Source organism: Herbaspirillum sp. Her3, assembly GCF_057961275.1.
The window spans coordinates 2,089,378-2,116,215 of the sequence record NZ_CM176328.1; the positions used below are offsets into that span (position 1 = coordinate 2,089,378).

General features: G+C 62.4%; 27 protein-coding genes. 19 read left to right on the forward strand and 8 right to left on the reverse strand.

Features of this window, described 5'->3' with window-relative positions:
• Positions 1-60 precede the first annotated feature (60 nt).
• From ACVC5H_RS09605 to mnmH, 4 genes are all read left to right on the forward strand, one after another.
• Entirely contained in the window at positions 61-642 is a 582-nt protein-coding gene (locus tag ACVC5H_RS09605) for a nucleotidyltransferase domain-containing protein (protein ID WP_489622097.1), read from the forward strand.
• Positions 629-1,030, forward strand: a complete 402-nt coding sequence (locus ACVC5H_RS09610; protein ID WP_489622098.1) for a hypothetical protein — start codon at positions 629-631, stop codon at positions 1,028-1,030. The genes ACVC5H_RS09605 and ACVC5H_RS09610 overlap by 14 nt, the downstream gene beginning before the upstream one ends.
• Before the next feature lie 90 nt (positions 1,031-1,120).
• Complete coding sequence (gene selD, locus ACVC5H_RS09615) at positions 1,121-2,155, forward strand: selenide, water dikinase SelD (protein WP_489622099.1); 1,035 nt, start codon at positions 1,121-1,123, stop codon at positions 2,153-2,155.
• Positions 2,155-3,246 (forward strand): tRNA 2-selenouridine(34) synthase MnmH, encoded by a 1,092-nt coding sequence (mnmH, locus tag ACVC5H_RS09620; protein ID WP_489622100.1) that lies wholly within the window; start codon positions 2,155-2,157, stop codon positions 3,244-3,246. Before selD ends, mnmH begins: the two co-directional genes overlap by 1 nt.
• Before the next feature lie 6 nt (positions 3,247-3,252).
• Here the strand turns inward: mnmH and ACVC5H_RS09625 are convergent, their stop codons facing one another.
• Complete coding sequence (locus ACVC5H_RS09625; RefSeq protein ID WP_489622101.1) at positions 3,253-4,320, reverse strand: permease; 1,068 nt, start codon at positions 4,318-4,320, stop codon at positions 3,253-3,255.
• A 351-nt stretch (positions 4,321-4,671) separates the two neighbouring features.
• Between ACVC5H_RS09625 and ACVC5H_RS09630 the strand changes: the two genes are divergently transcribed.
• From ACVC5H_RS09630 to ACVC5H_RS09645, 4 genes are all read left to right on the forward strand, one after another.
• Positions 4,672-6,012 carry an MFS transporter gene (locus ACVC5H_RS09630; protein ID WP_489622102.1) on the forward strand — a complete coding sequence of 447 codons (1,341 nt, stop codon included), beginning with the start codon at positions 4,672-4,674 and terminating at the stop codon, positions 6,010-6,012.
• Positions 6,013-6,089: 77 nt separating this feature from the next.
• Positions 6,090-7,658, forward strand: a complete 1,569-nt coding sequence (gene garD / locus ACVC5H_RS09635; protein ID WP_489622103.1) for a galactarate dehydratase — start codon at positions 6,090-6,092, stop codon at positions 7,656-7,658.
• Between the two features lie 82 nt (positions 7,659-7,740).
• Complete coding sequence (locus tag ACVC5H_RS09640; protein ID WP_489622104.1) at positions 7,741-8,799, forward strand: lactonase family protein; 1,059 nt, start codon at positions 7,741-7,743, stop codon at positions 8,797-8,799.
• 306 nt (positions 8,800-9,105) lie between these two features.
• Positions 9,106-10,887, forward strand: coding sequence for a methyl-accepting chemotaxis protein (locus ACVC5H_RS09645; protein ID WP_489622105.1), 1,782 nt, complete (start codon positions 9,106-9,108; stop codon positions 10,885-10,887).
• A 141-nt stretch (positions 10,888-11,028) separates the two neighbouring features.
• Here ACVC5H_RS09645 and kdgD read toward each other — a convergent pair whose 3' ends face one another.
• Together kdgD and ACVC5H_RS09655 are read right to left on the reverse strand one after the other, a co-directional pair.
• Positions 11,029-11,949, reverse strand: coding sequence for a 5-dehydro-4-deoxyglucarate dehydratase (kdgD, locus tag ACVC5H_RS09650; protein ID WP_489622106.1), 921 nt, complete (start codon positions 11,947-11,949; stop codon positions 11,029-11,031).
• 257 nt (positions 11,950-12,206) lie between these two features.
• Positions 12,207-12,971, reverse strand: coding sequence for a FadR/GntR family transcriptional regulator (locus ACVC5H_RS09655; protein ID WP_489622107.1), 765 nt, complete (start codon positions 12,969-12,971; stop codon positions 12,207-12,209).
• Positions 12,972-13,307: 336 nt separating this feature from the next.
• Here ACVC5H_RS09655 and iscR point away from each other — a divergent pair, with 336 nt between their 5' ends.
• The 9 genes from iscR (at position 13,308) to iscX (ending at position 19,794) form a co-directional block, all read left to right on the forward strand.
• The gene (gene iscR / locus ACVC5H_RS09660) at positions 13,308-13,802 is read left to right on the forward strand and encodes a Fe-S cluster assembly transcriptional regulator IscR (protein WP_034331344.1); all 495 of its coding nucleotides are present in this window, start codon (positions 13,308-13,310) and stop codon (positions 13,800-13,802) included.
• Between the two features lie 17 nt (positions 13,803-13,819).
• Complete coding sequence (locus tag ACVC5H_RS09665) at positions 13,820-15,073, forward strand: IscS subfamily cysteine desulfurase (protein WP_034331343.1); 1,254 nt, start codon at positions 13,820-13,822, stop codon at positions 15,071-15,073.
• A 78-nt stretch (positions 15,074-15,151) separates the two neighbouring features.
• The gene (gene iscU, locus ACVC5H_RS09670) at positions 15,152-15,550 is read left to right on the forward strand and encodes a Fe-S cluster assembly scaffold IscU (protein ID WP_338715727.1); all 399 of its coding nucleotides are present in this window, start codon (positions 15,152-15,154) and stop codon (positions 15,548-15,550) included.
• Positions 15,551-15,604: 54 nt separating this feature from the next.
• Positions 15,605-15,928, forward strand: a complete 324-nt coding sequence (iscA, locus tag ACVC5H_RS09675; protein ID WP_006712826.1) for an iron-sulfur cluster assembly protein IscA — start codon at positions 15,605-15,607, stop codon at positions 15,926-15,928.
• 185 nt (positions 15,929-16,113) lie between these two features.
• Positions 16,114-16,629 (forward strand): Fe-S protein assembly co-chaperone HscB, encoded by a 516-nt coding sequence (gene hscB, locus ACVC5H_RS09680; protein ID WP_489622108.1) that lies wholly within the window; start codon positions 16,114-16,116, stop codon positions 16,627-16,629.
• A 15-nt stretch (positions 16,630-16,644) separates the two neighbouring features.
• Positions 16,645-17,271 carry a LysE family translocator gene (locus tag ACVC5H_RS09685; protein ID WP_489622109.1) on the forward strand — a complete coding sequence of 209 codons (627 nt, stop codon included), beginning with the start codon at positions 16,645-16,647 and terminating at the stop codon, positions 17,269-17,271.
• 45 nt (positions 17,272-17,316) lie between these two features.
• Positions 17,317-19,182, forward strand: a complete 1,866-nt coding sequence (gene hscA / locus ACVC5H_RS09690; RefSeq protein WP_489622110.1) for a Fe-S protein assembly chaperone HscA — start codon at positions 17,317-17,319, stop codon at positions 19,180-19,182.
• A 45-nt stretch (positions 19,183-19,227) separates the two neighbouring features.
• Positions 19,228-19,566, forward strand: coding sequence for an ISC system 2Fe-2S type ferredoxin (gene fdx, locus ACVC5H_RS09695; protein ID WP_013235088.1), 339 nt, complete (start codon positions 19,228-19,230; stop codon positions 19,564-19,566).
• Positions 19,567-19,599: 33 nt separating this feature from the next.
• Positions 19,600-19,794, forward strand: a complete 195-nt coding sequence (gene iscX, locus ACVC5H_RS09700) for a Fe-S cluster assembly protein IscX (protein WP_488928394.1) — start codon at positions 19,600-19,602, stop codon at positions 19,792-19,794.
• 35 nt (positions 19,795-19,829) lie between these two features.
• Here the strand turns inward: iscX and ACVC5H_RS09705 are convergent, their stop codons facing one another.
• From ACVC5H_RS09705 to ACVC5H_RS09720, 4 genes are all read right to left on the reverse strand, one after another.
• Entirely contained in the window at positions 19,830-20,126 is a 297-nt protein-coding gene (locus ACVC5H_RS09705) for a hypothetical protein (protein ID WP_489622111.1), read from the reverse strand.
• Between the two features lie 101 nt (positions 20,127-20,227).
• Positions 20,228-21,448 carry a DUF6402 family protein gene (locus ACVC5H_RS09710; RefSeq protein WP_489622112.1) on the reverse strand — a complete coding sequence of 407 codons (1,221 nt, stop codon included), beginning with the start codon at positions 21,446-21,448 and terminating at the stop codon, positions 20,228-20,230.
• A gap of 187 nt (positions 21,449-21,635) precedes the next feature.
• Positions 21,636-22,955 (reverse strand): DUF1501 domain-containing protein, encoded by a 1,320-nt coding sequence (locus tag ACVC5H_RS09715; protein WP_489622113.1) that lies wholly within the window; start codon positions 22,953-22,955, stop codon positions 21,636-21,638.
• Positions 22,956-22,977: 22 nt separating this feature from the next.
• Positions 22,978-24,447 carry a DUF1800 domain-containing protein gene (locus tag ACVC5H_RS09720; protein WP_489622676.1) on the reverse strand — a complete coding sequence of 490 codons (1,470 nt, stop codon included), beginning with the start codon at positions 24,445-24,447 and terminating at the stop codon, positions 22,978-22,980.
• A gap of 447 nt (positions 24,448-24,894) precedes the next feature.
• Here ACVC5H_RS09720 and ACVC5H_RS09725 point away from each other — a divergent pair, with 447 nt between their 5' ends.
• Entirely contained in the window at positions 24,895-25,620 is a 726-nt protein-coding gene (locus tag ACVC5H_RS09725) for a response regulator transcription factor (RefSeq protein ID WP_489622114.1), read from the forward strand.
• 24 nt (positions 25,621-25,644) lie between these two features.
• The gene (locus ACVC5H_RS09730) at positions 25,645-26,349 is read left to right on the forward strand and encodes a response regulator (protein WP_489622115.1); all 705 of its coding nucleotides are present in this window, start codon (positions 25,645-25,647) and stop codon (positions 26,347-26,349) included.
• Between the two features lie 15 nt (positions 26,350-26,364).
• Here the strand turns inward: ACVC5H_RS09730 and ACVC5H_RS09735 are convergent, their stop codons facing one another.
• The gene (locus tag ACVC5H_RS09735) at positions 26,365-26,826 is read right to left on the reverse strand and encodes a rhodanese-like domain-containing protein (RefSeq protein WP_489622116.1); all 462 of its coding nucleotides are present in this window, start codon (positions 26,824-26,826) and stop codon (positions 26,365-26,367) included.
• Positions 26,827-26,838: the final 12 nt, after the last annotated feature.

Sequence of the window (26,838 nt, forward strand, 5' to 3'; positions counted from 1 at the left end):
CAAGCATCATCTCTGCTTGCTTGTGCTCAAATTTAGCGCAATTGAGCTAGAATTGAGCGCATGAGCACCCTCAGTGACGCCCTTTTCTCCAAATCCATCCAAGCCATTCTCGGCCAGCTGTTCCTGCGGCCGGAGGGCATGCATCTGCGCGCGCTGATGAACAGCACCGGCATCAGCTCGGCATCGGCTCAGCGCGAGCTCGGCAGGTTGACCGAGGCCGGCCTGTTGCTGCGGGAAGAGGTGGGGCGCGTCTTGCTCTACAAGCCCAATCCGGACTCTCCAATTTTTTCGGAACTGAGCGCCATTATTCGCAAGACCTTTGGCGTCGCCGATACCATCAAGGCTATGCTGCTGCCTTTTTCGGAACGCATCGAGCGCGCCTTCCTGTATGGATCGGTTGCCAAGGGTCTGGATACGGCGGCCAGTGACATCGATTTGCTGGTGCTGGCGGATGACCTCGGCAGTGCCGATCTTTACCCCGAGCTGGTGGCGCTGGAGGCAAGACTGGGCAGGAAGATTTCCCTCACGGTCTATCGCCCCGCTGAATTCCGGAAAAAGATCGCGGCGCGGAATCATTTTCTGGTTTCCGTGATGGCTGGTCCGAAAATTGAATTGATCGGAGCACAGGATGGGGCGCAATGAGCTTGAAAATCTTCTCAGGTTGGGGCAACTGAAGCCGGAGCCTCCTTCGGCGACTGAAATCGATACCCATCTCCAAAGTGGCAGGGATCGGCTCAAAGATGCCTCGGCACCGGGTCTTTCGTTATCCGGCCGCTTCCTTCTCGGCTACAGCGCGGCGTATGCGTTCTCGCTGGCGGCTTTGCGGCGTCATGGTTTCCGGCCCGCCAGCCGCTATGTGGTGTTCCAGTGCCTGCCTCACACGCTGGAGGTCGGTCCCGACGTGTGGCGCTTGCTCGCGCGGGCGCATGATGTTCGCAATGGTTTTGAATACGAAGGCAGTGACGAGGTGACCGAAGATCTCGGCCTGCAAGTGATTCGCTGTGCTGAGGTGCTGGAACGCCTGTCGTGATTGCCCAGCTGTCCTCGGAGTGACCTGGGCTCATCCTGTGGCCGCAATCGCTGCTAGAATCGGCATCCCCCGATCAGCCAGGACTTTCCCATGAGCGACCCCATTCGTCTGACCCAATACAGCCATGGCGCCGGTTGCGGCTGCAAGATTTCGCCGCAGGTGCTCGAAGTCATCCTGGCCGGCAGCGGTGCCCAGCATCTTGATCCCAAACTCTGGGTCGGCAATGCGTCGCGCGATGATGCTGCCGTCTATGCCATCGATGAAGAACGCGGCGTGGTCTCCACCACTGATTTCTTCATGCCCATCGTCGATGATCCCTTCGATTTCGGCCGCATTGCCGCCACCAACGCCATCAGCGACATCTACGCCATGGGCGGCGATCCGCTGATGGCCATCGCCATCCTCGGCTGGCCGGTCAACGTGCTGCCGCCCGAAGTGGCGCGCGAGGTGGTGCGCGGCGGCCGCGCAGCCTGCGATGCGGCCGGCATCCCGCTGGCCGGGGGGCATTCCATCGATGCACCGGAACCCATCTTCGGCCTGGCCGTGACCGGCGTGGTCGAGAAGCGCCACATGAAGCGCAACGACACCGCCAGCGCCGGATGCCTGCTGTATCTCACCAAGCCGCTGGGCATCGGCATCCTCACCACGGCCGAGAAGAAGGGGAAATTGCGTCCCGAAGACGTTGGCACGGCGCGCGACTGGATGTGCCAGCTCAACCAGTCCGGAAGCCGCTTCGGCAAGCTGGCCGGCGTGAGCGCGATGACCGACGTGACCGGTTTCGGCCTGCTGGGCCACCTGGTGGAGATGTGCGAAGGCAGCGGCGTGAGCGCACGCATCCAGCATGCGCTGGTGCCGAGCCTGCCGGGCGTGCCGTATTACCTGGCCGAAGGCTGCGTGCCGGGCGGCACCGGCCGTAACTTCGAGAGCTATGGCAGCAAGATCAGCCCCTTGAGCGAAAGCCAGAAACACCTGCTGTGCGATCCGCAGACCAGCGGCGGCCTGCTGGTGGCGGTGCGGCCTGACGCCAATCCGGAATTCCTCGCCACCGCCGCCGCGCTGGGGCTGGAACTGGCGCCCATCGGCGAACTGGTGGAACGACAGCGTTACGCGGTCGAGGTGCTTTGATGGCCGATCTGCAGCCCAGCCGTGCGCTGTTCCTCGCCGATACGCCCATGCTGGATGCACGGGCGCCGGTGGAGTTCGGCAAGGGGGCGTTTCCGACGGCGGTGAACCTGCCGCTGATGAATGACAGCGAACGTCATCAGGTCGGTCTGCGCTACAAGGAGCAGGGCCAGCAGTCCGCCATCGAACTGGGCCATCAACTGGTCAGCGGAGCGGTGAAGGCAGAGCGGATTGCGGCCTGGGCCGAGTTCGCGCGGGTGCATCCGGAAGGCTGCCTGTATTGTTTCCGCGGCGGCCTGCGCTCGCAGATCACGCAGCAGTGGTTGAAGAGCGAGGCCGGCATCGCCTATCCGCGCGTGGCCGGCGGCTACAAGGCGCTGCGCCACTTCCTGATGGAAGCCATCGACCAGGCCCTGGCCGAGTGCGCCTTCGTGGTGGTCGGCGGCATGACCGGCTGCGGCAAGACCGACGTGCTGCTGCAGCTGGATAATGCGCTGGACCTGGAGGCCTATGCCAATCATCGTGGTTCCAGCTTCGGCAAGCGCGCCAGTCCGCAACCATCTCCCATCGATTTCGAGCATCGCCTGGCGATTGCTCTCATCAAGCTGCAGGCGCAGGGTCATCACTGGTTTGCGCTGGAAGATGAAAGCCGCCTGATCGGTGCCTGCGCCTTGCCGCTGGCCCTGCACCAGCGCATGCAGAGCCTGCCCATGGTGTGGCTGGAGGACAGCCGGGAAGGGCGGGTGGAGCGCATCCTGCGCGATTACGTCAGCGGCCTGTGCGAGGAATATGTGGCGCTGGGCCCGCGCCACGGCTTTGAGCGCTATCGCGCCCATCTGTTGGCGGCACTCGGCAAGCTGGTCAAGCGCCTGGGCGACCAGCGCTACCGGCGTCTGCTGCAGCTGATGGAATCCGCGCTGGCGCGCCAGGAGCAGGATGGCGTGGTCGACCTGCACCGCGCCTGGATCGATGCCTTGCTGGCGGAATACTACGATCCCATCTACGCCTTCCAGCGGGAATCCAGGCAATCCCGTCTGCTCTTTGCCGGCCAGCAGGCCGAGGTGGTCGCTTTCCTGCGGCAGTATCGTCCCTGAACGAAATTACAGCAGCACCACGGCCACCATTCCGGTGACCGCGCCGATCAGGATGGTCAGCAGCGCGACGGTCGTCAGTACCTTGGGCGTGAAGGATTTGCGCAGCATCAGCAGCGAAGGCAGGCTGATGCTGGGCAGCGTCATCAGCAAGGCCACTGCCGGCCCCACGCCCATGCCCAGCGACAGCATCGATTGCACGATGGGGATTTCGGCGGCCGTGGGGATCACGAAGAGCGTGCCCACTACTGCCAGTGCCACGATCCACAGCAGGCTGTTGCCCATGCTCGCGTCCACCTGCGGGAACAGCCACACCCGCGCCGCACCGAGAGCCAACACCACGACGATGTAGACCGGCATCGTGGTCCAGAACAATTGCCACAGCTTGCTGCCCCAGCGCACCAGGAAATGACGGCCGTCGTCCAGCGGTTCGTACTCGGCGGCGGCCACGGCATCCAGCGCCGCCTGGGGCAGGGTTTCATTCTGTGCCACGCGCTGGGCGATCAGCGACACGCCCACCACCAGCAGCACGCCTGCCACCAGGCGCAGTGCAGCGAAATGCCAGCCCAGCACGAAACCCATGAACACCAGCGTGGCCGGGTTCAGCACCGGGTTGGCGATCCAGAACGCCAGTGCGGCGCCGACTGACACCTGCTGGCGGCGCATGCCGGCCACTACCGGAGCGGCGCAGCAGCTGCACATCATGCCCGGCAGGGCGAACAGGCCGCCGCGGATGGTCGAGCCCAGCCCGGCGCGGCCGAACAGGCGCAGCAGCCAGTCGCGCGGCACCAGCACCTGCACCAGCGAACCCAGCAGCACGCCCAGCACGGCCGCTTTCCAGATGGCCAGGAAGTAGACGGTGGCATACTCCAGTGCTGCCGACCACGGGGCAGCGGGCGCATTGGCCAGGATGGAAGCGCCGATGCTGTGCTTGTCGGCGGCGACGAAGGATTTCAGGTAATAGGGCGACCACTTGACGTAATACAGGCCAATGGCGGCCACCAGCACGAACAGCAGCGGCTTGAGCCAGGTGGAGTTGCCGCGCGGGGCGGCCGGCAGGCTGGAAGAGAATTTCATGGAAGATCCGGCGAAATGAAGACTGCGCGCATCATACCTGTGGCGCGGCGCTTCGTCAGTGCGTCCGATGGACATGTCGTACAACTCATCCCTCCGGGCAGGCTGGCGGCACGCCCTCCCGATATGCCGCCAGGGCAGCAATGCAACGGGCACATTCAGCGCTTGCGTCCGCTTCGGGTCCTGCTATACTCCGAGTGACGTTGTATGACGTCTTATAACAATTCACTTCAAATCACAACAATACGTCAAGAGACAGTCCCGCCGGCCCGATGCTGCCTTGTCCGCTTTCCTGCGGACAGCGTTCCCGGACCCGGCAGGTGGCGCGGATGACGAGAGACCTGGAGAATCCAATTGGCGCAAAGCAATACCCCCAGCGGAGCAGGGGCGGTCAAGCCGACCCAACTCCGCTACCTGATCCTGTTCCTGCTGTTCGTCGTCACCACCGTCAACTACGCTGACCGCGCCACCCTGTCCATCGCCGGCTCGGCCATGAAGACCGAGCTGTCGCTCGATCCGGTGACCATGGGCTACATCTTCTCGGCCTTCAGCTGGGCCTACGTGCTGGCGCAGTTGCCGGGCGGCTGGCTGCTGGACCGCTTCGGCTCCAAGAAGATCTACATGTGGAGCATCGCCCTGTGGTCCTTCTTCACTTTCCTGCAAGCGGGAGTGACCTGGATGAGCACCGGCGCGGCCGTGATTGCGCTGTTCCTGCTGCGTTTCATGGTGGGCCTGGCCGAAGCGCCATCCTTCCCGGCCAACGGCCGTATCGTCGCGGCCTGGTTCCCGACCAAGGAACGCGGCACCGCCTCGGCCATCTTCAACTCGGCGCAATATTTCGCCGCCGTGATCTTCACGCCGCTGATGGCCTGGATCGTGCACACCTACAGCTGGCATCACGTGTTTACCGTCATGGGCGTGGTCGGGATCCTGCTGGCCATGGTCTGGGGCAAGATCATCTACAGCCCCAAGGACCATCCGCGCATCAACCAGGCCGAACTGCAGCATATCGAATCCGGTGGCGGCCTGGTCGACATGGACAACAAGAAGGTCGCCGCCCCCTCCACCAAGGGTAAGGGTTACATCCGCCAGCTGTTGTCCAATCGCATGCTGCTGGGCGTCTACATTGGCCAGTACTGCATCAACGTGATTACCTATTTCTTCCTGACCTGGTTCCCCGTGTACCTGGTGCAGGAGCGCGGCATGTCCATCCTCAAGGCCGGCTTCGTGGCCTCGATTCCGGCAGTGTGCGGCTTCATTGGTGGCGTCGTCGGCGGCCTGATCTCGGACCGCCTGATCAAGAGCGGACTGTCGGTCACCTGGGCGCGCAAGATTCCCATCGTCGGCGGCATGCTGCTGTCGATGACCATGATCCTGTGCAATTACGTCGAGGCGCAGTGGATGGTAGTGGGCATCATGGCCCTGGCCTTCTTCGGCAAGGGCGTGGGCGCGCTGGGCTGGGCCGTGGTGGCCGATACCGCACCCAAGCAGATCGTGGGCCTGTCGGGCGGTCTGTTCAACATGTTCGGCAATGTGGCCGGCATCACCACGCCCATCGTGATCGGCTACATCGTCAAGGAAACCGGTTCCTTCGCCGGTGCCCTGGTGTTCGTGGGCATCAATGCGCTGGTGACCGTGATCAGCTATCTTGTCATCGTCAAGGAAATCAAGCGCGTCGAACTCAAGGACGCCTGATCCGTTTTGTCGGCGGCCGCCTGTGCAGTGGCCGCCATTTCATTGGAATTGCAGCATTTTGTCGTATGGGACTTAGCATGAGCACCGATACCGCCGCCAGCCAGGCATTCACTCCGCGCTACATCATGATGAACGACACGGATAATGTCGCCATCGTCGTCAATGACGGCGGCCTGCCGGCCGGCACCGTCTTCCCCGACGGTCTGACCCTGGTCGACCGCGTTCCCCAGGGCCACAAGATCGCCTTGCGCGATCTCAAGCAGGGCGAGGCCATCGTGCGCTACGACGTGGCCATCGGCTATGCCGTGCGCGACATTCCCAAGGGCAGCTGGATCGAGGAATCGCTGGTGCAGATGCCGCCAGCGCGCGAACTGGACAACCTGCCGATCGCCACCAAGAAGCCGGCACCGCAGCCGCCGCTGGAAGGCTATACCTTCGAGGGTTATCGCAACGCCGATGGCTCGGTGGGCACGCGCAACCTGCTGGCCATCACCACCACCGTGCAATGCGTGGCGGGCGTGGTCGAGCATGCCGTCAAGCGCATCCGCGCCGAGCTGCTGCCCAGGTATCCCAACGTCGAAGACGTGGTGGCGCTGGAGCACACCTACGGTTGCGGCGTGGCCATCGATGCGCCCAATGCCGGCATCCCCATCCGCACGCTGCGCAACATCAGCCTGAACCCCAACTTCGGCGGCCAGGCCATGGTGGTCAGCCTGGGTTGCGAAAAGCTGCAGCCCAATCGCCTGCTGCCGGAAAACATGATCCCCATCCACAAGGAGGGCGAGCCCTACGTGGTCTGCCTGCAGGATGCGGAACACGTCGGTTTCAACTCCATGATCGATTCCATCATGAAGATGGCCGAAGCGCGCCTGACCGAACTGAACAAGCGCCGCCGCGAAACCTGCCCGGCGTCCGACCTGGTGGTGGGCGTGCAGTGTGGCGGCAGCGATGCCTTCTCCGGCGTGACCGCCAATCCGGCCGTGGGCTATGCCACCGACCTGCTGGTGCGTGCCGGCGCCTCGGTGATGTTCTCGGAAGTGACCGAAGTGCGCGATGGCATCGACCAGCTGACCTCGCGCGCCGTCAACGAGGAAGTGGCGCAGGCCATGATCCGCGAGATGGACTGGTACGACAATTACCTGAAGCAGGGCGGCGTGGACCGCAGCGCCAACACCACCCCCGGCAACAAGAAGGGCGGCCTGGCCAACATCGTCGAGAAGGCCATGGGCTCCATCGTCAAGTCCGGTTCCAGCCCGATTTCGGGCGTGCTCTCGCCGGGCGACAAACTTCAGCAGAAGGGCCTGATCTACGCGGCTACCCCGGCCTCGGACTTCATCTGCGGCACCTTGCAGCTGGCGGCCGGCATGAATCTTCATATCTTCACTACCGGGCGGGGTACGCCCTATGGCCTGGCTGCGGTGCCGGTCATCAAGGTCGCCACCCGCAACGACCTGGCACGGCGCTGGCATGACCTGATGGACGTCAACGCCGGCCGCATCGCCAGCGGCGAAGCCACCATCGAACAGGTCGGCTGGGAGCTGTTCCAGCTGATGCTGGACGTGGCCAGCGGCAAGAAGCGCACCTGGGCCGAACAATGGAAGCTGCACAATGCACTGACCCTGTTCAACCCGGCGCCGGTGACCTGATCCTCCTTGAGGGCCCGCTTGCGGGTCCTTTTTTGCTTTTCGGCTGGTTCGGCCTTTCATTCTCTTCATCGTCCTCATTACCTTGAACGCCATTTCTCCCCTCAAGCCGGCCACCCGCGAGGCTGGCGCCACCACTGTCGCCTACGTCTCCAACGCCGACAGCCAGGACATCTACGTGCTCCAGCTCAATGGCGACGGCAGCGTCCACCTGATCGAGCAGGTCGATACCGGCAGCACCGTGATGCCGCTGGCGCTGAGCCCGGATCGCAAGTTCCTGTATGCCTCCCTGCGCGGCGAGCCGTATTCGGTGGTCAGCTATGCCATCGATCCGAAGAGCGGCAAGCTCAAGGTCCTTTCCAAGGTGCCGCTGGCCGACAACATGGCCAACATTGCCACCGACCGCACCGGGCGCTACCTGTTGGCGGCGTCCTATTTCGGCAACAAGATTTCGGTCAATGCCATCGGCAGCGACGGCACCGTGCAGGTGCCGCCGCTGGCGGTGATCCCGACCGGCAAGAATGCGCACTCGGTGCAGGTCGATCCGGCCAATGCCTTTGTCTTTGCCTCCAACCTGGGCAGCGACGTGATCCTGCAGTACCGCTTCGATCCCGCATCCGGCGCCGTCATGCCCAACACGCCGCCGTCGGTGGCCACCAAGGCCGGCGCGGGTCCGCGTCACTTCGTGTTCTCGCCCGACCAGCGCTTCGTCTATGCGATCAATGAGCTCGATGCCACCGTCAATACCTATGCCTACGACCGCCACACCGGCACGCTGGCCCTGCAGGCCAGCGACTCGGCCCTGCCGGAAGGCTTCAAGAGCAGCGAGCAGCTGGCCGCAGCGGACCTGCACCTGACCCCGGATGGCCGCTTCCTCTACGCCACCGAACGCACCTCCAACACCCTCACCGGCTACCGCGTGGACCAGGCCAGCGGCAAGCTGACCCGCATCCTCAACATCCCCACCGAAACCCAGCCGCGCGGCTTCAACATCGATCCGCAAGGCCGCTTCCTGCTGGCGGTCGGCCAGAAAGCCGGACTGACCAGCTACGCCATCGACCGCGACAGCGGCGCACTGACCCCGGTGTTCCGCTACACCCTGGGCCGTAATCCCAACTGGGTCGAGATCATCGACCTGCCTTGATGCCGGCGTGAAGGCAGCTTCATGGCTGCCATGCTGCGTATGTTGTTTTTCGGGCTTGTCGGATGTCATTCCGACAAGCCTTTTCATTTTCTTGCGTCCCGATATGAAGCTTGATTGATCCAGGACAGCCACAGGGCAATGTTGCCGTTGCACAATAGACAAAAGGAAAGCTTCCTGACCACCCTAACCGGGAATTGGGGTGTTTTTGGTCAGCTTGCGTCCGTTATGGGATGCGTGGCACTGCTGTATCGTCGTGCCGATGTGGTGATTTCACCTTGTTATTAAAATATTAAGCGGAGAGAGGTAATGCGAAATCTGACGGTTCGCTTCAGCCTGATGAGCGCGCTTGCGCTGTTTTCAGTGATGATCGTGGTAGGTGCTGCGGTGGGCATCTTTGCGCTGGGCCGCGCCAACCATGCTACCGAGTACGTCCACGAGATCACCGAGCGCGCCTTGCTGATCAATGACGCCTACAAGGACACCACCCGGACCCGGGCCGCCCATTCGCGTATCTATTCGACCCTGATGGAGAAAGGCGATGTTGCAGTCATCGACACCGCGTTCAAGAGCGCCCAGTTGACGTATGACCGTAGCCTGAAGTATCTGGATGATTACGCCAAGCTCCCAGACCTGGAAGGCCAGGATCCTGCGACCAAGACGGAACTCATTGAGTCGGCCAAGGCCTTGAACGATATCCTGAAGAAAGCCACGGACACCCTCAAGGCCGGTGATGCGGCGGGGTATTCGCAGCTCAACAACAATTTCATCAGCAAGGCCGGTGCGCGCTTCTCCACTGCGCTGGATGCCTACCAGAAGCGCGCCATGGAACTCAATGACAAGACTACTCAGGAGCGTCAGCGCGAGTACAGCCTGGTGGTCTGGCTGGTCGTGACCGGCCTGATCGGCGCCATGTTCCTCGTGATCGGGGTGCATTTCCTGCTGCGCAACATCGTCTTGACGCCGCTTAACCGCGCCGTGCATCTGCTGGATCTGGTGGCCAATGGCGACCTGACCACCAAGGTCGACGTCCAGAGCAACAACGAGATCGGCCGCCTGTTCTCGGCCATCCGCAGCATGCAGCAGGCGCTGCTGACCACGGTCTCGCGCGTGCGCAGCAGCTCCGACAGCATCGATACCAGCGCCAAGGAAATCGCCGCCGGCAACATGGACCTGTCCTCGCGTACCGAGCAGCAGGCCAGCTCGCTCGAAGAAACCGCCGCCTCCATGGAAGAGCTGACCGGCACCGTCAAGCAGAATGCCGACAATGCGCTGCAGGCCAACCAGCTGGCGCATTCAGCCTCTTCTACCGCGAGCAAGGGCGGGGAAGTGGTGTCGCAGGTGGTGGATACGATGCAGGCCATCAATGAATCCTCGCGCAAGATCGTCGACATCATCAGCGTCATCGATGGCATTGCCTTCCAGACCAACATCCTGGCCCTGAACGCGGCGGTGGAAGCTGCGCGTGCCGGTGAACAGGGCCGCGGCTTTGCCGTGGTGGCGTCGGAAGTGCGTTCGCTGGCCCAGCGTTCGGCCGCCGCCGCCAAGGAAATCAAGTCGCTCATCGATGACTCGGTGGAGAAGGTCGAAGCCGGCAGCCAGCTGGTCGAGCAGGCCGGTGCCACCATGAGCGAAGTGGTCACCAGCGTGCAACGCGTCACCGACATCGTGGGCGAGATCGCCGAAGCCAGCCGCGAGCAGAGCACCGGCATCGAACAGGTCAACCGCGCCATCACCCAGATGGACGAGGTGACCCAGCAGAACGCCGCGCTGGTGGAGCAGGCCGCTGCCGCCGCCCAGTCCTTGCAGGCCCAGGCCACCAACCTGGTCGGCGCGGTCAGCATCTTCAAGATCGATGCCCATCAGGTGGCCAGCCACGCCGCCAAGCCGCGTCCGGCACCGAAGGCGCCGCCGCCGGTGACCCCAGCACCCGCACCGGCCGCCCCGGTAGCGGCAGTCACCGCGACACCGGCTTCCGTCAAGCCTGCGCCCAAGCTGCCGCCAGCCAAGCCCGCCCAGCCGGCCAAGGCCACCCCACCCGCACCCGGCAGCCGCATCAAGGACGATGCACAGGATTGGGAAGAATTCTGAGTTTTGGCCTGTTCCTTCATGCAAACCTCCGTCGCTTCGGCCACGGAGGTTTTTTTCGGCCTGGATGTGCATTAAGGTTCACATCATGCAAAAAGGGCCACAGTTTCCTGTGGCCCTTCGAGGGTAAAGCCTGGCGGAGGCTTATTGCGGACCCAGCTTCTTGATCAGGGCTGCCAGCTCTTCGTGCTCTTCCGGAGTGCAATCGGTCAGCGGCGTGCGCACCGGGCCGGCATCGTGGCCGACGATCTTGGCACCGGCCTTGACGATGGACACCGCATAACCGGCCTTGCGGTTGCGGATGGCCAGGTAGGGCAGGAAGAATTCGTCGATCAGCTTGCCCACGGTGTCGTGGTCATCCTTGGCAATCGCTTCGTAGAACTGCACGGCGGTCTTGGGGATGAAGTTGAACACGGCCGAGGAATACACCGGCACGCCCAGCGCCTTGTAGGCGGCCGCATAGACTTCAGCGGTCGGCAGGCCACCCAGGTAGGTGAAACGGTCACCCAGCTTGCGGCGGATATGCACCATCGGTTCGATCTCGCCGATGCCATCCTTGAAACCGATCAGGTTGGGGCAGCGGTCGGCCAGCTTTTGCAGGGTGTCGGCGTTGAGCTTGCAGACGGCGCGGTTGTAGATGATGACGCCGAAGTTGACCGACTTGCAGACCGCTTCCACGTGGGCGGCGATACCGTCCTGGCTGGCTTCGGTCAGGTAGTGCGGCATCAACAGGATGCCGTGCGCGCCCAGGCGTTCGGCTTCCTGGGCATAGGCGATGGCAGCGCGGGTGGAACCGCCGGCACCGGCGATGATGGGCACCTTGCCACGGCAGGTGTCGACCGCAGTGCGGATGATGTCCGAATATTCACCCGGCACCAGCGAGAAGAATTCACCGGTACCACCGGCCGCGAACAGGGCGCTGGCGCCATACGGGGCCAGCCATTCCAGGCGCTCGATGTAGGTCTTGGGGCGGAAATCGCCTTGCTCGTCGAAGTCCGTCAGCGGGAACGACAGCAGGCCGGAAGAAAGGATCTGTTTGAGGTCTTGGGGTGTGTACTGGGACATGGTTTCGCTCGACGCCGTTAGGAATGGGTTGGAAAACGAGGCAAGTGTGTTGAATGTTGTCTCTGGTTCTTCTTGTATCCGATTAGGATATCAGTCATCGTACAACATAGGAATTCAGAAAGCCAGCGATTTCTTATGACGGCTTGCGTGAGGTCTGGGTGGAATTGTAGAGAGGGGAGGGGGAGGTCGGCGGGGCGGCAGGCACTGCGGGCACCGAACGGGCCGACCCGTTTCCGGTTCGGCCCTGCGGCAGACAATCAGGAGTTACCAGCGGCGCTGGATTCGGCTTCCTGCTCGGCGCGGCGCAGGCGCTCGCGGCTGTTGGTGAGGTGATTGCGCATGGCGGCGCGGGCGGCCTCGGCGTCGCCGCGGGCGATGGCTTCGTAGATGTCTTCGTGCTCGCGCTGCACCCGCTCCAGGTAGCTGGACTGCTGGTCATGGGCCAGCTCGGCAGTATTGATGCGCTTGCGCGGGATCACGCCCATGCCGAGATGGCTGATAATCTCGATGAAGTAGCGGTTGCCGGTGGCATTGGCGATGGCGAAGTGGAAACGAAAGTCCGGTCCCACGGTGTCGCCGCTCTGCTGGTTGGCACGGAACAGGTCCAGCGCCTCACGGATTTCCTGCAGTTGCGCATCGGTGCGGCGGGCGGCGGCCAGGCCGGCGGTTTCGGTTTCCAGGCTGATGCGCAGTTCCAGCAGCGCCAGCAGGTCGCGCATGGTGGTGATGGTGGCAGGATCGATGCTTATGTTGCCGCCCTTCTTGGCTTCCAGGACGAAGGTGCCGATGCCGTGGCGCGTCTCCACCAGTCCGGCCGCCTGCAGGCGCGAGATGGCTTCGCGCACCACGGTGCGCGAGACACCCTGGGTCTGCATGATCTCGGATTCGGTGGGCAGCTTGTCGCCGGGGATGAGGCTGCCGTTGCTGATCATCGCCGTCAGCGCCGCCACCACTTCCTGCGACAGGCTCTGGGGCTTGCGGCGCGGGCGCAGCAGCGGGTTGGGGGTATCGCTAACATCCATATCGTTTTATTTCTCGGGGGGCGCTGGCGGACCTTCGTGCAAGAGGTGGTCGGTCCGTATCAGGCGAGGTGAACATTGTCGCGGCATCTTACCAGATCACTAAGCAGCCACGACGCCAATACCAGCCGTAGACCGCAGATTAGCGCACTTTGTGCAAGAGGTCAGACAAGTTTCTGCAGAATTTGCCGCTGGCTTGATCGCGGCCAGCTTTTGACCATATGAAGGAAAAGGACTGGGTACCTGACAGAATTACTCGGGTTTGCTATACTTGACTCAAATATTCGGGAATTCAGGGTAACCGGCCCCGCCGGTTCATTTGTTTCTGGAGCGAACTCCATGCGTCTTACCACCAAAGGCCGTTTTGCCGTGACCGCCATGATTGACCTGGCCCTCCGCCAGGGCAAGGGCCCGGTCACGCTGTCGGCCATCAGCGAGCGCCAGGAAATTTCTTTATCATATCTGGAACAGTTGTTCGGCAAGTTGCGGCGTCACCAGATCGTCGAGTCCGTGAGGGGGCCTGGCGGTGGTTACAATCTCGCCCGCAAGGCCGCCGACGTGTCGGTCGCCGACATCATCATCGCCGTGGACGAACCCCTGGATGCAACCCAGTGCGGTGGCAAGGAGAACTGCCACAGCGCCGCCCATCCCGGCGGTGCACGCTGTATGACACATGAGCTGTGGTCCACCCTGAACGAAAAGATGGTCGAGTACCTGGATTCGGTATCGCTCCAGGACCTGGTGGACCAGCAAAAAGAACCCAAGGCGGCCGAACACCGTGCCGCCGACTCGCAGAGCGTGGTGGTGATGCACCGCCCGCAAGCCGCAGCCTGATTTGGAGCAAGGACCTTATGAACGCACCCCTGGAAAAAAGCCTGCTGGAGACCATCAAGGCTCCGCACTTCCCGATCTACATGGACTACTCGGCGACCACCCCGGTCGATCCGCGCGTGGCCGACAAGATGATTCCCTACCTGCGCGAGCAGTTCGGCAATCCCGCCTCGCGCAGCCACATGTATGGCTGGACCGCCGAAAAGGCCGTGGAAGAAGCGCGTGAAGAAGTGGCCAAGCTGGTCAACGCGGATTCGCGCGAGATCATCTGGACTTCCGGCGCCACCGAGAGCAACAACCTGGCCATCAAGGGCGCGGCACAGTTCTACAAGTCCAAGGGCAAGCACATCATCACCGTCAAGACCGAGCACAAGGCGGTGCTGGATACCTTCCGCGAGCTGGAGCGCGTGGGCTTCGAAGCCACCTACCTGCAGCCGCAGGACAATGGCCTGGTCACCGTCGAGCAGATCGCGGCCGCCGTGCGTCCGGACACCATCCTGGTCTCGGTCATGCTGGTGAACAATGAAATTGGCGTGATCCAGCCGGTGCCGGAGATCGGTGAATTCTGCCGCTCCAAGGGCATCATCTTCCACAGCGACGCGGCGCAGGCCACCGGCAAGGTCAAGATCGACCTGGAAAACTGGAAGGTCGACCTGATGAGCTTCTCGGCCCACAAGAGCTACGGTCCCAAGGGCATCGGTGCCCTCTACGTGCGTCGCAAGCCGCGCGTGCGCATCGAAGCGCAGATGCACGGCGGTGGCCACGAGCGCGGCCTGCGTTCGGGCACCCTGGCCACGCACCAGATCGTCGGCATGGGCGAAGCTTTCCGCCTGGCCCGTGAAGAAATGGACAGCGAACTGTCCCGCATCCGCGCCCTGCGCGACCGCCTGGCCAAGGGCCTGCAAGAGATCGAAGAAACCTACATCAACGGCGACATGGATCACCGCGTGCCGCACAACCTGAACGTGAGCTTCAACTACGTGGAAGGTGAATCGCTGATCATGGCCATCAAGGACATCGCCGTCTCGTCCGGTTCGGCTTGCACCTCGGCCAGCCTGGAGCCGTCCTATGTGCTGCGCGCCCTGGGCCGCAGCGACGAACTGGCACACAGCTCGATCCGCTTCACCATCGGCCGCTTCACCACCGAGGAAGACATCGATTTCACCATCGAGCTGATCAAGAGCAAGGTCGGCAAGCTGCGCGAGCTGTCCCCGCTGTGGGATATGTACAAGGACGGCGTGGACCTGTCCACCATCCAGTGGGCGGCCCACTGACCAGGACTTTGCCAGCCATCGCCAGCAGCCATAGCAGGGCAGGGCGATGGCCGAAACCATCATCTAGGGAGCAAGAACATGTCTTATTCGGAAAAAGTACTCGACCACTATGAAAATCCCCGCAACGTCGGCGCCTTCGAAAAGGGCGACGAGACCGTGGGCACCGGCATGGTCGGCGCACCGGCCTGCGGTGACGTGATGAAGCTGCAGATCAAGGTCGGTGCCGATGGCGTCATCCAGGATGCCAAGTTCAAGACCTATGGCTGCGGTTCGGCCATCGCCTCGTCGTCGCTGGTGACCGAGTGGGTCAAGGGCAAGACCCTGGACGAAGCGCTGTCCATCAAGAACACCCAGATCGCCGAAGAACTGGCCCTGCCGCCGGTGAAGATCCACTGCTCCATCCTGGCCGAAGACGCCATCAAGGCTGCAGTGCAAGACTACAAGGCCAAGCACGGCGAACAGCAGAAGGCCGCCTGAGCGCGGTGTCAGGGCAAGCAGCACGGCCGTTTTCGATTTCGTAAGGCAAGCATCATGGCAATCACGTTGACAGAGAAGGCAGCAAAACACATCAGCCGCTACATGGAGCGCCGTGGCAAGGGCATCGGCCTGCGCCTGGGTGTGCGCACCACCGGCTGCTCCGGCCTGGCCTACAAGCTGGAGTATGTGGATGAGCAATCGTCCGAAGACACCGTCTTCGAGTCGCATGGCGTGCGCGTCTTCGTTGATCCCAAGAGCTTGCCCTACATCGACGGCACCGAGCTGGACTTTGCCCGCGAAGGATTGAACGAAGGTTTCAAGTTCCAGAACCCCAACGTCAAGGACGAGTGCGGCTGCGGCGAGAGCTTCCGCATCTGAGCTGTCTCCCGGCCGCATCCTCAATCCTTGTCGATGCCGTTGCGCCAGCTGTACGGTGTGCGGCCCCAGTGCTTAGCCGATACCGTGACAGCCTCGTGATCGCTCCATCCGGGGCCGCCCGGTCACCGCGCCGTCCCTGATGTGCCAAGCCTGTTGCAGTCCGACAGGCTTTTTATTTTTCAGCCATGCAAAACCACTACGACCTGTTCCAGTTGCCGCAACGCTTCGCCATCGACCTGAAGGCCTTGGAGCAGGCTTTCCATCGCGTGCAGAGCCAGGCCCATCCGGACAAGTTCGCCCATGCCAGCGATGTCGAGAAACGCGTAGCCATGCAATGGGCCACGCGCGCCAACGAGGCCTACCAGACGCTGAAGAATCCCTTGAAGCGCGCCCGTTACCTGTGCGAGCTGCACGGTGTGGACCTGCAGACCGAATCCAACACCGCCATGGCCCCGGCCTTCCTGATGCAGCAGATGGAATGGCGCGAGACCCTGGACGATGCCAAGGCCGGCAAGGACATCAACGCGCTGGACAAGCTCAACACCGAACTGCTGGCCGAGAAGAAGGCCGAGATTGCGCGCATCGAAGCCCTGCTGGATGCGGGCGACTACGCCGCTGCCGGCAAGCTGGTGCGCCAGCTGATGTTCCTCGACAAGTTCGGGGCGGAGATCGGCGATGCCTTCACCCTCATCGAAGGCTGATGCCAGGAGCCGACCATGCCTGATCTGCTGCTGTTCCTGCTGGCCGCCATGACCCTGACCCTGGCACCCGGCCCGGACAACATCTACGTGCTCACCCGTGGCATCGCCCAAGGCCGCAAGGCCGGCCTGGTGGCTGCCGCCGGTTTCTGTTCGGGATTGATTTTCCATACCCTGCTGGCGGTGCTGGGCTTTGCCGCCCTCATCAAGGCTTACGCGCTGGCCTATCACGCCCTGCAATATGCGGGTGCGGCCTACCTGGCCTATCTCGGTTTCCGTACCTTGCGCTCGGCCTCGGCCGGCATCGCGCTGGCCACCGGCGAGCAGGGCGCTGCCGCCGTGCCGCTGCGGCGCATCTACTGGCAGAGCGTGCTGGCCAATATGCTCAATCCCAAGGTGACGCTGTTCTTCATCGCCTTCCTGCCGCAGTTCGTGCAGCGCGAAGCCGGCCATGAAGCGATGCAGATGCTGGTGCTGGCCCTGGTCTTCATCGCCCAGGCCTTCGTCATCTTCAGCGCCATTGCACTTTTTTCCGGCGCCGTCGGTGCGGTTTTCCGCCGCCGTGCGTCTGCTTCCGTCCATCTGAATCGTCTTGCAGGCTGTGCCTTCATCGGCCTGGGCATCCGGATGGCCTTACCCGAATAACAGCGAGTCATCTCGCCACAACGTTCCACGACGAGTCCACACCTTATGGCTTTACTGCAGATTTCCGAACCGGGCATGTCCACCGCGCCGCACCAGCGCCGTCTGGCCGTCGGCATCGACCTGGGTACCACCAATTCGCTGGTGGCCACCGTGCGCAACAGCATCCCCGAGGTCCTGGCCGATGACGATGGCCGCGTGCTGCTGCCCTCGATCGTGCGCTACCTGCCCAACGGCCACGCCAACATCGGCTACAAGGCCCAGGCTGCGCAGACCATCGACCCGCGCAATACCATCGTCTCGGTCAAGCGTTTCATGGGCCGTGGCCTGAAGGACATCGCCCACGCCGAGAACATGCCCTACGACTTCCAGGACCAACCCGGCATGGTGCAGATCAAGACCGTGGCCGGCGTGAAGAGCCCGGTGGAAATCTCGGCCCAGATCCTGGCCACGCTGCGCCAGACCGCCGAAGACGCCCTGGGCGACGACCTGGTAGGCGCCGTCATTACCGTGCCCGCCTACTTTGACGATGCCCAGCGTCAGGCCACCAAGGATGCGGCGCAACTGGCCGGCATCAACGTGCTGCGACTGCTCAACGAACCCACTGCGGCGGCGATTGCCTATGGCCTGGACAATGCCTCCGAAGGCATCTTCGCCGTCTATGACCTGGGCGGCGGCACCTTCGACATCTCCATCCTCAAGCTCACGCGCGGCGTCTTCGAGGTGCTGGCCACCGGCGGCGACTCGGCCCTGGGGGGGGACGATTTCGACCATCGCCTGTTCTGCTGGATCAGCCATGAAGCGCAACTGCAGCCGCTGTCGGATGAAGACACGCGCCTGTTGATGGTCAAGGCGCGCGAGGTCAAGGAACTGCTTTCCAGCAAGGATGAAGTGCAGATCGATGCCGTGCTCAAGTCGGGTGAAGAAGTGCACCTGTCGATCACGGCCGCGCAATTCAACGAGATCACCCAGCACCTGGTGGCCAAGACCATGGCGCCGGTGCGCAAGGCCCTGCGCGATGCCGGGTTGACCGTGGAAGACGTGGATGGCGTGGTGCTGGTCGGCGGTGCCACCCGCATGCCGCACATCCGCCGCGCGGTGGGTGAGTTCTTCAAGACCAATCCGCTCTCCAACATCGACCCCGACAAGGTGGTGGCGCTGGGTGCGGCGGTGCAGGCCAATCTGCTGGCCGGCAATCGTGCGCCGGGCGACGACTGGCTGCTGCTGGACGTGATTCCTCTGTCGCTGGGCATCGAGACCATGGGCGGCCTGGCCGAGAAGGTCATCCCGCGCAATTCCACCATTCCCTGTGCCCGCGCCCAGGAGTTCACCACCTTCAAGGATGGCCAGACGGCCATGGCGATCCATGTGGTGCAGGGCGAGCGCGAGCTGGTCGCAGATTGCCGCTCGCTGGCACGCTTCGAGCTGCGCGGCATTCCGCCGATGGCGGCCGGTGCGGCGCGCATCCGCGTGACTTACCAGGTCGATGCCGATGGCTTGCTGGCCGTGTCGGCGCGCGAGATGACCTCGGGTGTGGAGGCTTCCATCACCGTCAAGCCGTCGTATGGCCTGGGCGATGACGAGATCGCCCGCATGCTGCAGGAATCCTTCAGCTCCGCCGATGAAGACATGCAACGCCGCGCCCTGCGCGAAGAACAGGTCGAAGCCGAGCGCATCGTCCTGGCCACGCGCTCGGCGCTGCAGGCCGATGCTGCATTGCTGTCGGAAGACGAGCGTGCGGCCATCGAAGCCCAGATGGCGGCCGTGACAGCTGCCGCGCAAGGCAGCGACCATCTCGCCATCAAGGCGGCCGTGGATGCGCTGGCGCATGGCACCGAAGAATTCGCCGCCCGCCGCATGGACCGCAGCGTCCACGCCGCACTGGCTGGCAAGAAACTGGATGAAGTCGCCTGAGCGATTTCCTCACCTGAATACTGTAGACAAGATACGAGAGCCACCATGCCCCAGATCGTCATCCTCCCCCATCCGGTCCTTTGCCCCGAAGGCTCGGTGATCGACGCCCCCGCCGGCAAGACCCTGTGCGATGCGCTGCTGGACAGCGACATCGACATCGAGCACGCCTGCGAGAAGTCCTGCGCCTGTACCACCTGCCACGTCGTCATCCGCGAAGGTTTCGAGACCCTCGATGATCCGACCGACAAGGAAGAAGACCTGCTGGACATGGCCTGGGGCCTGGAAGCCACGTCCCGCCTGTCTTGCCAGGTGGTGCTGGGGGAAGACGACCTGACCGTCGAGATCCCCAAGTACACCATCAACCACGCTTCCGAAAACCACTGAGCGCGGTTTCATCGCCGTGCAAGGGAGACTGACATGAAATGGACTGATACCCAGCAGATTGCCGAGGAACTTTACGACAAGTTTCCCGATGTCGATCCCAAGACCATCCGCTTTACCGACCTGCATCGGTGGGTGATGGAGCTGGAGGGTTTCGAGGATGATCCCAACCGGTCTGGAGAGCGCATTCTGGAGGCGATTCAGGCGGCGTGGATTGCTGAGGCGGAGTGATGTCAGCCAGATTGGCAATGGTGACCAAGCTTGGGTCAAAACAACGGCAATCTGGCTCGAATCCAATCCCACTTTGTTGGCGGGATGTTCATGCGTTTTTCGAAGCTTGAGTTTTCAGTCACGTCAATATATCGAACGAAGTCGTCCTCGTAGGCCAAGGGTGGATGGAAGCTTCTGCCTGCATACCAGTTGACCGAAAAATATCTCCGGGCGAGCAGCGTGCCTTGATCGTTGAATACCTTCAGTTCGATTTTATCGTTCGTTCCGTCCTGATCATTTCCGCCAGTACCACACATCTGGAAACGATATGACGTTCCGTTCAAGAGTTTCACACCACCGTCCAACGTGTCCGGCCGATTGTAAAAGTCGCAGCGACCATAGTGGGGTCTTGTGAAATGAACGAGCAAGCCTAGCGCGAGATAAACCAAAAGAGCTAGCCCAAAGAACTTAACGGTTCTATTCTGCATATCTCACCAAGTTTGAGGCTGATTGGCTTCTTCAATTTCAGGTAAACAGGCTTCGAATACACCATAAAGTCACCACCCCTACCGTGTCTTTCTCGCCAGCGATTGTAGTCCGCATTAAACACAGGAAAGTAGACGTCGGGTTCTTTGAATTTTCCAAACAAGCTTTTGCGCGTATCCACCGGTTTGTTGATTGCTTTCACCCAAACGTCCATATCTGAGTCGCTCTTGGGCGAGCCTGATCCTGCTAGCCAAGTGCCCGGTGCAAAAATAATTCCGTGCCTATTCCAGTGACCGAGATATTGCTTTCCGTTGAAGGAGTAATTGTCCTTCACATAGACATATATATGTGTAATTTTGCCCGTGGCATTTAGACAGTAGCGGGTACTGCCTCTCTCATATCTGAAGTATTTTTCGCTCGAAATATCAACATTTCCGATGGCGGCATAGATGTTGAAATTGGCCAGCGATCCCGTGAGGTCGGTCAGTGTGAGCCCATCAAAAGTGTCTCTGTCACCTATTTTCAGCGTCTGGAACTGCCAATCAACATGAAACTTCCGCAAATCACCTAAAAACCCGGACGTATTAAAGCTTAACGTTGAGCTTCTGTCCTCGAAGAGTTTCCGAACGGATACCTTAATGGCGTCCGTTGCCGCCGCAATTGCTCGTTCGCTATAGACATCATTTTCCAGAAACTTCTGGTATTTCCTTCTGACGTTTCCGAACTTCAATGTCCAGTCAAGAGCAACCTCGAGATCATCGATGGGCTGCACCGACTTTGGGTCGTCGTTAAAGGTATGAGCAGGACTAGCAAACCATCGTCGTGCAAGTTTTGCCGAGACCGTCCAGCCCAAATTATCCATTGCTACAGGTACGTCCTGAAGATCGAAAATCGGCGGCTGTTCGCAAATTTCAGCTTCGAGTTGCATTGTGGGCCGCTTCGACTTCGGCTGTTCCGCTTTTGGTTGTTTGTATTGCTTTGCCTCGGCTTGTTTAAGAGCTTTTGTCGGCTTGATAGGTGGCTTGGCTGTCGACGGAGGTTTCATACCCGGTGCAGGCCTGTCGAGTGATATACCTTTTTGAGTGTCTAGAGGAACACACCCGCGGGCGCCTTCGAATTTTCTTAACGTCGGACTGAACAATCCTTTCTGAAGCTGGTAATACGGAGCTTTTTTTACATCGATAGCCATGAAATTCCGTTTCTAGATTAGCCAGTCGTCTCCATACCTATGGGGATGGACAAGTTTTGCTTCGCACATTGCATTTCGCTACTACGGAGGCGGAAAATGTCAACGAAAGCAAGAGGCTACCGCTATCTGGCATCAAAAATCTTCGAAACTAGAGTGGGAAATCATCCTAGGAATCTGCTGTACTTTCTTAGACAAAGAGCGCAGGCACACCTTTGGAACCCGCAGCATATTGGGGAAAAATTTTCTCCAATGCTTGATCCGGAATGCGCATATGCCGTTCCGACAGCGCGCACAGCACCGCGCGGAAATCCGTCGTGATGGCCAGGTCGCGTCCCTCGTTCAAGGCGCTCTGGTTCAGCCCCGGCCACTGCCCGTAGATCTTGCCGCCACGCAGATTGCCGCCCATCAGCCACATCGCATTGCCGTGACCGTGATCGGTACCGCCATTACCGTTTTCGCGGAAGGTACGGCCGAATTCGGACATCACCACGATCACCGTGTCATTGAAGGCCGGCCCCAGTTCGTGCGCCAGCGTGGCCAAGCCCGTGGCCAGCGGCGCCAGCCCCCCGGCCAGCTTGCCGGTGCCATTACCCTGGCCGGCATGCGTATCCCAGCCGCCCACGGCCAGGAAAGCCAGCCGGATGCGCGAATCATGGCGCATCAGCCGTCCCAGCCGCGCCGTGTCCATGGAAAGCCCATTGGGCAGCGGCGCGCCATTGTTGGCCATCTGCTGCTCCTGGCTGTTGATCTCGGCCATGAGCTGCTTGCGCGCGGTCATGCCGTCGCGATAGGCCTTGCCCAGCGCATCGTCGCCGCCATAGAGCGGGTCGAAGACCTGGCTCCAGCGCGGCTGGTCGATCATGCTCGCACGCGTGGCTTCGCGGCCGGTCTGCAGATTCGCCGCCACATTGTGGCCGCTGAAGATGCGCGGCGTGGCGCTGCCGACGTTGATGGCCTGCAGTGGCGACTGCTCCGGCGGCAGGTAATCCATCAAGCGGTTGAGCCAGCCATCACGCGTGTTGTGCTGGCCGGGCGTGCCGGTTTCCATGTAATCCTGCGCCTCGAAATGCGAGCGTGAACCATCGGGCGATCCCGATGCATGCACGAAGGCCAGCTGGCCGCTTTCCCAATACGGCATCAAGGGCTGCAGCGCCGGATGCAGGCCGAAGTAGCCGGTCAGGTCCAGCGCGCCATTGGCCTGCCCCGGACGCGCCACCGCAATGGTGGGACGGGCCTGGTAATACAGCGGATCGCCATGCGGCACCACCACGTTGAGGCCATCGACCGCACCGCGCAGGAACACCACCACCATGCGCGGTGCGCCATCGCCCTGTGCGTGCGCACGCGGGGCAGGGGAACCGTAGGCCACCTGGCCCGGCGTGTGGCTGGCGCGGCTGATGGTCTGGTCGCCGCCGGGCACGACGGCGCAGCCGGACAAGCCGATCGGCACCAGGATGGCGCCGCTGCCGGCAGCGGCCAGGTAACGGAGAAAATGGCGGCGGTTCATGCTGACCTCTGCGATAAGGGAATCAACGCTTCATGAAATCGGGACTGCCCAGGATCAGGCCGGCGCGCTGGTTGGCGGGCGCGGCATCGATCTGGGCGGCGGCCTGCGGCGTGATGGCCGGGCCCAGCGTGCGCAGCAACTGCTGGGCATCCAGCGGCGGGGCTTCGGCATTGGTGGGTGCCGGCGCGCCTTCGGCGCGGGCAATCGGCGACTTGCCACCGGCCAGGCTGCCGGCAAAGTTGATCCGCCGCAGCAGCGCCCCCGGATTGAGCCACGCGGCCTGCGAATACTTGTAGCCTTCGGGCGTGAGCCAGCCATAAAGCGGCATGCCAAATTGCCCCAGTTCGCCATTGACCGGCTTGCTGTTGCGCACCGGGATATCGCCCGCACGCAGGGCCGAAACCACGAACTGGTAAGGCGTCTTGAACTGCGTCTGGTAATTGCTGCGCGCCCAGAATTGCGGGCTGTCGAAGAGCGTCTGCAACACCGCCCGGATATCGCCATGGCTGGCCAGGAATTTCTGCGCGAGCTTGTTCACCAGTGCCGGGTCGGGCTGGTCAGAGACGAAATATTCCACCAGCTGGGTCGAGATGAAACGCGCCGTCGAAGGATGGCTGGCCAAGATGTCCAATGCCGCTTCACCTTCCTGGTAACCGCTGGCCTGCAGCGGCTTGCCGAGGAAGATCTTGGGGCCGTCATCATGGCGCTGGGCGATAAAACGGAAGGGCGAGGCACCGGCCTTCATGGCATCCACATCGATGGTCCAGCCGGAGAGGATGCGCGCCAGCGTGATCACGTCGGCCTGCTGGTAACCGCCATCCACGCCCAGGGTATGCAGCTCCATCAGCTCGCGCGCATAGTTTTCGTTCAGGCCCTTGAAGCGCCCGCGCGCACCCGGGGTGCCGGCGCCGCTGGAGAGCCAGTTGTCGAGGTAGTAGAGCATGGCCGGATGATGTGCCACCGCGCCCAGCAGATCGCGGAAGTTGCCCAGCGCGTAAGGACGGATCGCATTCTTTTCATAGTCGCCGACCCAGTAGAGCACCCACTCCTTGCCCTCGAAGATATTGAAGTGATTGGCCCAGAACTCGGTCATCACTTCTTCCAGCTGGCGCGGGCTTTGGGTGGCCTGGAGCAGGCGCGCCATGTGGAATTGCGGTGGCAGTTCACGCGGCGCACGCTGGCGCGCGGCCTGCTGTTCTTCCTTGCTGGCGTCGCGCTTGAAGGAGGGCGGACCATACTCGTTGAAGACCTGCATGGACGTCATCTGCAAGGCCGGCAAGGCGGCCAGGCTGGCCTGCAAGTCCTGCGGCAGCGGGATGCGCTCGGGATGCAGCTGCTGATCAATGTAGCGCTTCACGCCCATGCGTTCGACCTGCTCCAGATCGCCCGGGCGCGGACCATAGCCCAGGCGGTTCAGCACGTGCAATGCGCGTTCCTGTTCCGTCAGCGGCGCGCCGCTGGCAGCCGGTGTTGCGGCCCGTGCCTGCCCCATCAGGCCGGCCAGCAGGACGAGCGTCAACAAGGCAGCGCGACGGGAGGGCAGAACGGGTTGGTGCGGGAGCATCGACGAGCCTCGCAGGATCGAAAAAGGTGGAGAAAAGCCGCAAGCCAGTATCGTCAACGGCCGCGCCACGGGCTGTAAGAAAGTGTAATGCGCCATCCGGCGAGCGACGGGCCGCCGATCCGGGCCAATGGGCGCCACTGTAGCGCAGCAAGCCTGTCCCTTCATACAGGGTGTTACAAAGCTGACGCTATCGTCAGCATCCGGCAAGGGCGGTAAAGTAGTGAACGCTGCGATTTCTCATGGTTTTTCAGACGATTCTTATGCGCTGGCCGGCTGCGCTCGACCACAATAACGCCTTTGCCAGCGCTCGCATCGTGCGTAAGGGATGACGCACTGCAGCAGCTTCATGAGACCAACATTCGAGGGGGAGAGCGCATGACATGGACCTTGGCATCGGCGATGCGCATCGCCTTGCTCGACGACCACGCCGTGGTGCGTTATGGCCTGGCCAAACGCCTGGCCGAGGAGCCGGACTTTGCCGTCATTGGCGCCTTCGCCACCAGCAAGGAACTGATGACGGCCCTGCGCGCCTCGCCGGCCGACCTGTTGCTGATCGATTATTCGCTGGGCAGCAATGACATCGATGGCTTGAACCTGATCCGCGCACTGCGGGTGCGTTTCCCGCGCAGCAAAATCCTGGTCACCTCGGCCCACGGCAGCCCGGCTACCGTGGCCATGGCGATGAAGGCGGGCGCGCGCGGTTTCGTCAGCAAGTCGCAGGAATTGACCGAATTGATCCAAGCCATTCGTATCGTTTGTCGTGGACGTGAATATCTCAACAGCGCCATGACGCGCGAACTGGCCGCCATGCAGGCCGCCGAGGCGACCACCCGCAGCCAGCCCGAACCCCGCCCGAAACGCCCCCGCACCCGCAGCGCGCCGGCTTCCTCCGATACGCTCTCGGACATGCCCAGCCTGTCGCCGCGTGAGCGGGAGGTCCTGCGTTGCTGCCTCGATGGCATGTCCGTCACCGAGATCGCCGAAAAATTCGCCCGCAGCGTCAAGACCATCAGCGGACAGAAGCAGTCGGCCTTCCGCAAGCTGGGCGTACGCAGCGACCACGAATTGTTCAAGATCGAATACCAGATCAAGGAGCTGTAAATGCCGCACCAGAGGGAAAGCGCAATGCCCCATCCGAATCAAACCGGCGTGCTGCTGGTCGATGATTCGGCCACCATTCGCTACGCCATCCAGAACCGCCTGCAGAGGCTGGGCTGCCAGGTCGATTGCGTGGCCGATGGCAGCAGCGCCCTGGCTGCCATCCAGGCCCGGCCGTATGGATTGGTACTGCTCGATTGCTTCCTGCCGGACATGCCGGGCCAGGAAGTGGCGCGCCAGGTGCGCCGCCTGGAGCAGCAGGACCGCCATCGTCCCTACACGCCCCTGATCGGCATTTCGGCCGAGACCGACGCCCTGCACGTGCAGCGCTGCCTGGACAGCGGCATGGATGGCATGCTGGGCAAGCCCTTGCAGACCCAGGCCATCCGCCGTCTGCTGGTGCTCTGGTGCGATCACGACAGTGAGGACGAGGGCGACGCCGCCACGCCGCAAGAGGAGCACAGCCGCGACCTCGACCGGCTCTTCCTGCAGACCACGCTGCACGACCTGCAGGCGCTGGAACAGGCCAGCCTGGCGGCAGACCGCGCGCGCATGGCGCAGCTGGCGCACCGCATGAAGGGGGCCGCCCTGACCATGGGGCGGCAGGAGATCGTGGCCTTGCTCGATTGTGTGGAAGAAGCGCTGCGCGCCGATGCCGGCGGCCTGGAAGCCATCAGCCTCTTGCTGCAGTCGCTGGCCAGCGCCCTGCAGGCGCGCAGCCTGCAGGGCTGAGGGCGCGCGCCGCCTTCAGGCGCCGGTCCAGGGCAGGCCGGCCTTGCACCAGCCTTCGATGGTCTTGCGGTGACCGTTGGCGTCCTTGTTGCCTTCGAAGCCCTCGAGGATGTCGAAGCAGCGGGTGTAACCGTGCTCGGTGGCGAGCTTGGCCGCATGCTTGGAACGCACGCCCGAGCGGCACAGGAACAGCAGTACCTCGCCCGGCTGGGCGACCTCATTCAGTTGTTCCAGGAATTGCGGGTTGGGTTTGCCCTCGGGGTAGAGATTCCATTGCACCGCCAGGTGCTGCGCGGCCGGAATCTGGACCACGCCCACCCAGTCGCGCTCGGCGCGGGTGCGCACGTCGACCAGCTTGATGGCGGGATCGGACTGCAGCAGCGCCAGCGCTTCCTGGGGCGTCACGGCACCGGCATAAGGCAGTTGGCCGTCGGCGGCACGTTGGGTGGCGGTGCTGAGAATGGAGTTGTTGCTCATGGGAAAGTCTCT

Coding starts and splice junctions, on each gene's coding strand:
- ACVC5H_RS09605 (WP_489622097.1), top strand. CDS start 61: ATGAGCACCCTCAGTGACGCCCTTTTCTCCAAATCCATCCAAGCCATT.
- ACVC5H_RS09610 (WP_489622098.1), top strand. CDS start 629: ATGGGGCGCAATGAGCTTGAAAATCTTCTCAGGTTGGGGCAACTGAAG.
- selD (WP_489622099.1), top strand. CDS start 1,121: ATGAGCGACCCCATTCGTCTGACCCAATACAGCCATGGCGCCGGTTGC.
- mnmH (WP_489622100.1), top strand. CDS start 2,155: ATGGCCGATCTGCAGCCCAGCCGTGCGCTGTTCCTCGCCGATACGCCC.
- ACVC5H_RS09625 (WP_489622101.1), bottom strand. CDS start 4,320: ATGAAATTCTCTTCCAGCCTGCCGGCCGCCCCGCGCGGCAACTCCACC.
- garD (WP_489622103.1), top strand. CDS start 6,090: ATGAGCACCGATACCGCCGCCAGCCAGGCATTCACTCCGCGCTACATC.
- ACVC5H_RS09645 (WP_489622105.1), top strand. CDS start 9,106: ATGCGAAATCTGACGGTTCGCTTCAGCCTGATGAGCGCGCTTGCGCTG.
- kdgD (WP_489622106.1), bottom strand. CDS start 11,949: ATGTCCCAGTACACACCCCAAGACCTCAAACAGATCCTTTCTTCCGGC.
- ACVC5H_RS09655 (WP_489622107.1), bottom strand. CDS start 12,971: ATGGATGTTAGCGATACCCCCAACCCGCTGCTGCGCCCGCGCCGCAAG.
- iscR (WP_034331344.1), top strand. CDS start 13,308: ATGCGTCTTACCACCAAAGGCCGTTTTGCCGTGACCGCCATGATTGAC.
- ACVC5H_RS09665 (WP_034331343.1), top strand. CDS start 13,820: ATGAACGCACCCCTGGAAAAAAGCCTGCTGGAGACCATCAAGGCTCCG.
- iscU (WP_338715727.1), top strand. CDS start 15,152: ATGTCTTATTCGGAAAAAGTACTCGACCACTATGAAAATCCCCGCAAC.
- iscA (WP_006712826.1), top strand. CDS start 15,605: ATGGCAATCACGTTGACAGAGAAGGCAGCAAAACACATCAGCCGCTAC.
- hscB (WP_489622108.1), top strand. CDS start 16,114: ATGCAAAACCACTACGACCTGTTCCAGTTGCCGCAACGCTTCGCCATC.
- ACVC5H_RS09685 (WP_489622109.1), top strand. CDS start 16,645: ATGCCTGATCTGCTGCTGTTCCTGCTGGCCGCCATGACCCTGACCCTG.
- hscA (WP_489622110.1), top strand. CDS start 17,317: ATGGCTTTACTGCAGATTTCCGAACCGGGCATGTCCACCGCGCCGCAC.
- fdx (WP_013235088.1), top strand. CDS start 19,228: ATGCCCCAGATCGTCATCCTCCCCCATCCGGTCCTTTGCCCCGAAGGC.
- iscX (WP_488928394.1), top strand. CDS start 19,600: ATGAAATGGACTGATACCCAGCAGATTGCCGAGGAACTTTACGACAAG.
- ACVC5H_RS09710 (WP_489622112.1), bottom strand. CDS start 21,448: ATGGCTATCGATGTAAAAAAAGCTCCGTATTACCAGCTTCAGAAAGGA.
- ACVC5H_RS09715 (WP_489622113.1), bottom strand. CDS start 22,955: ATGAACCGCCGCCATTTTCTCCGTTACCTGGCCGCTGCCGGCAGCGGC.
- ACVC5H_RS09720 (WP_489622676.1), bottom strand. CDS start 24,447: ATGGGGCAGGCACGGGCCGCAACACCGGCTGCCAGCGGCGCGCCGCTG.
- ACVC5H_RS09725 (WP_489622114.1), top strand. CDS start 24,895: ATGACATGGACCTTGGCATCGGCGATGCGCATCGCCTTGCTCGACGAC.
- ACVC5H_RS09730 (WP_489622115.1), top strand. CDS start 25,645: ATGCCCCATCCGAATCAAACCGGCGTGCTGCTGGTCGATGATTCGGCC.
- ACVC5H_RS09735 (WP_489622116.1), bottom strand. CDS start 26,826: ATGAGCAACAACTCCATTCTCAGCACCGCCACCCAACGTGCCGCCGAC.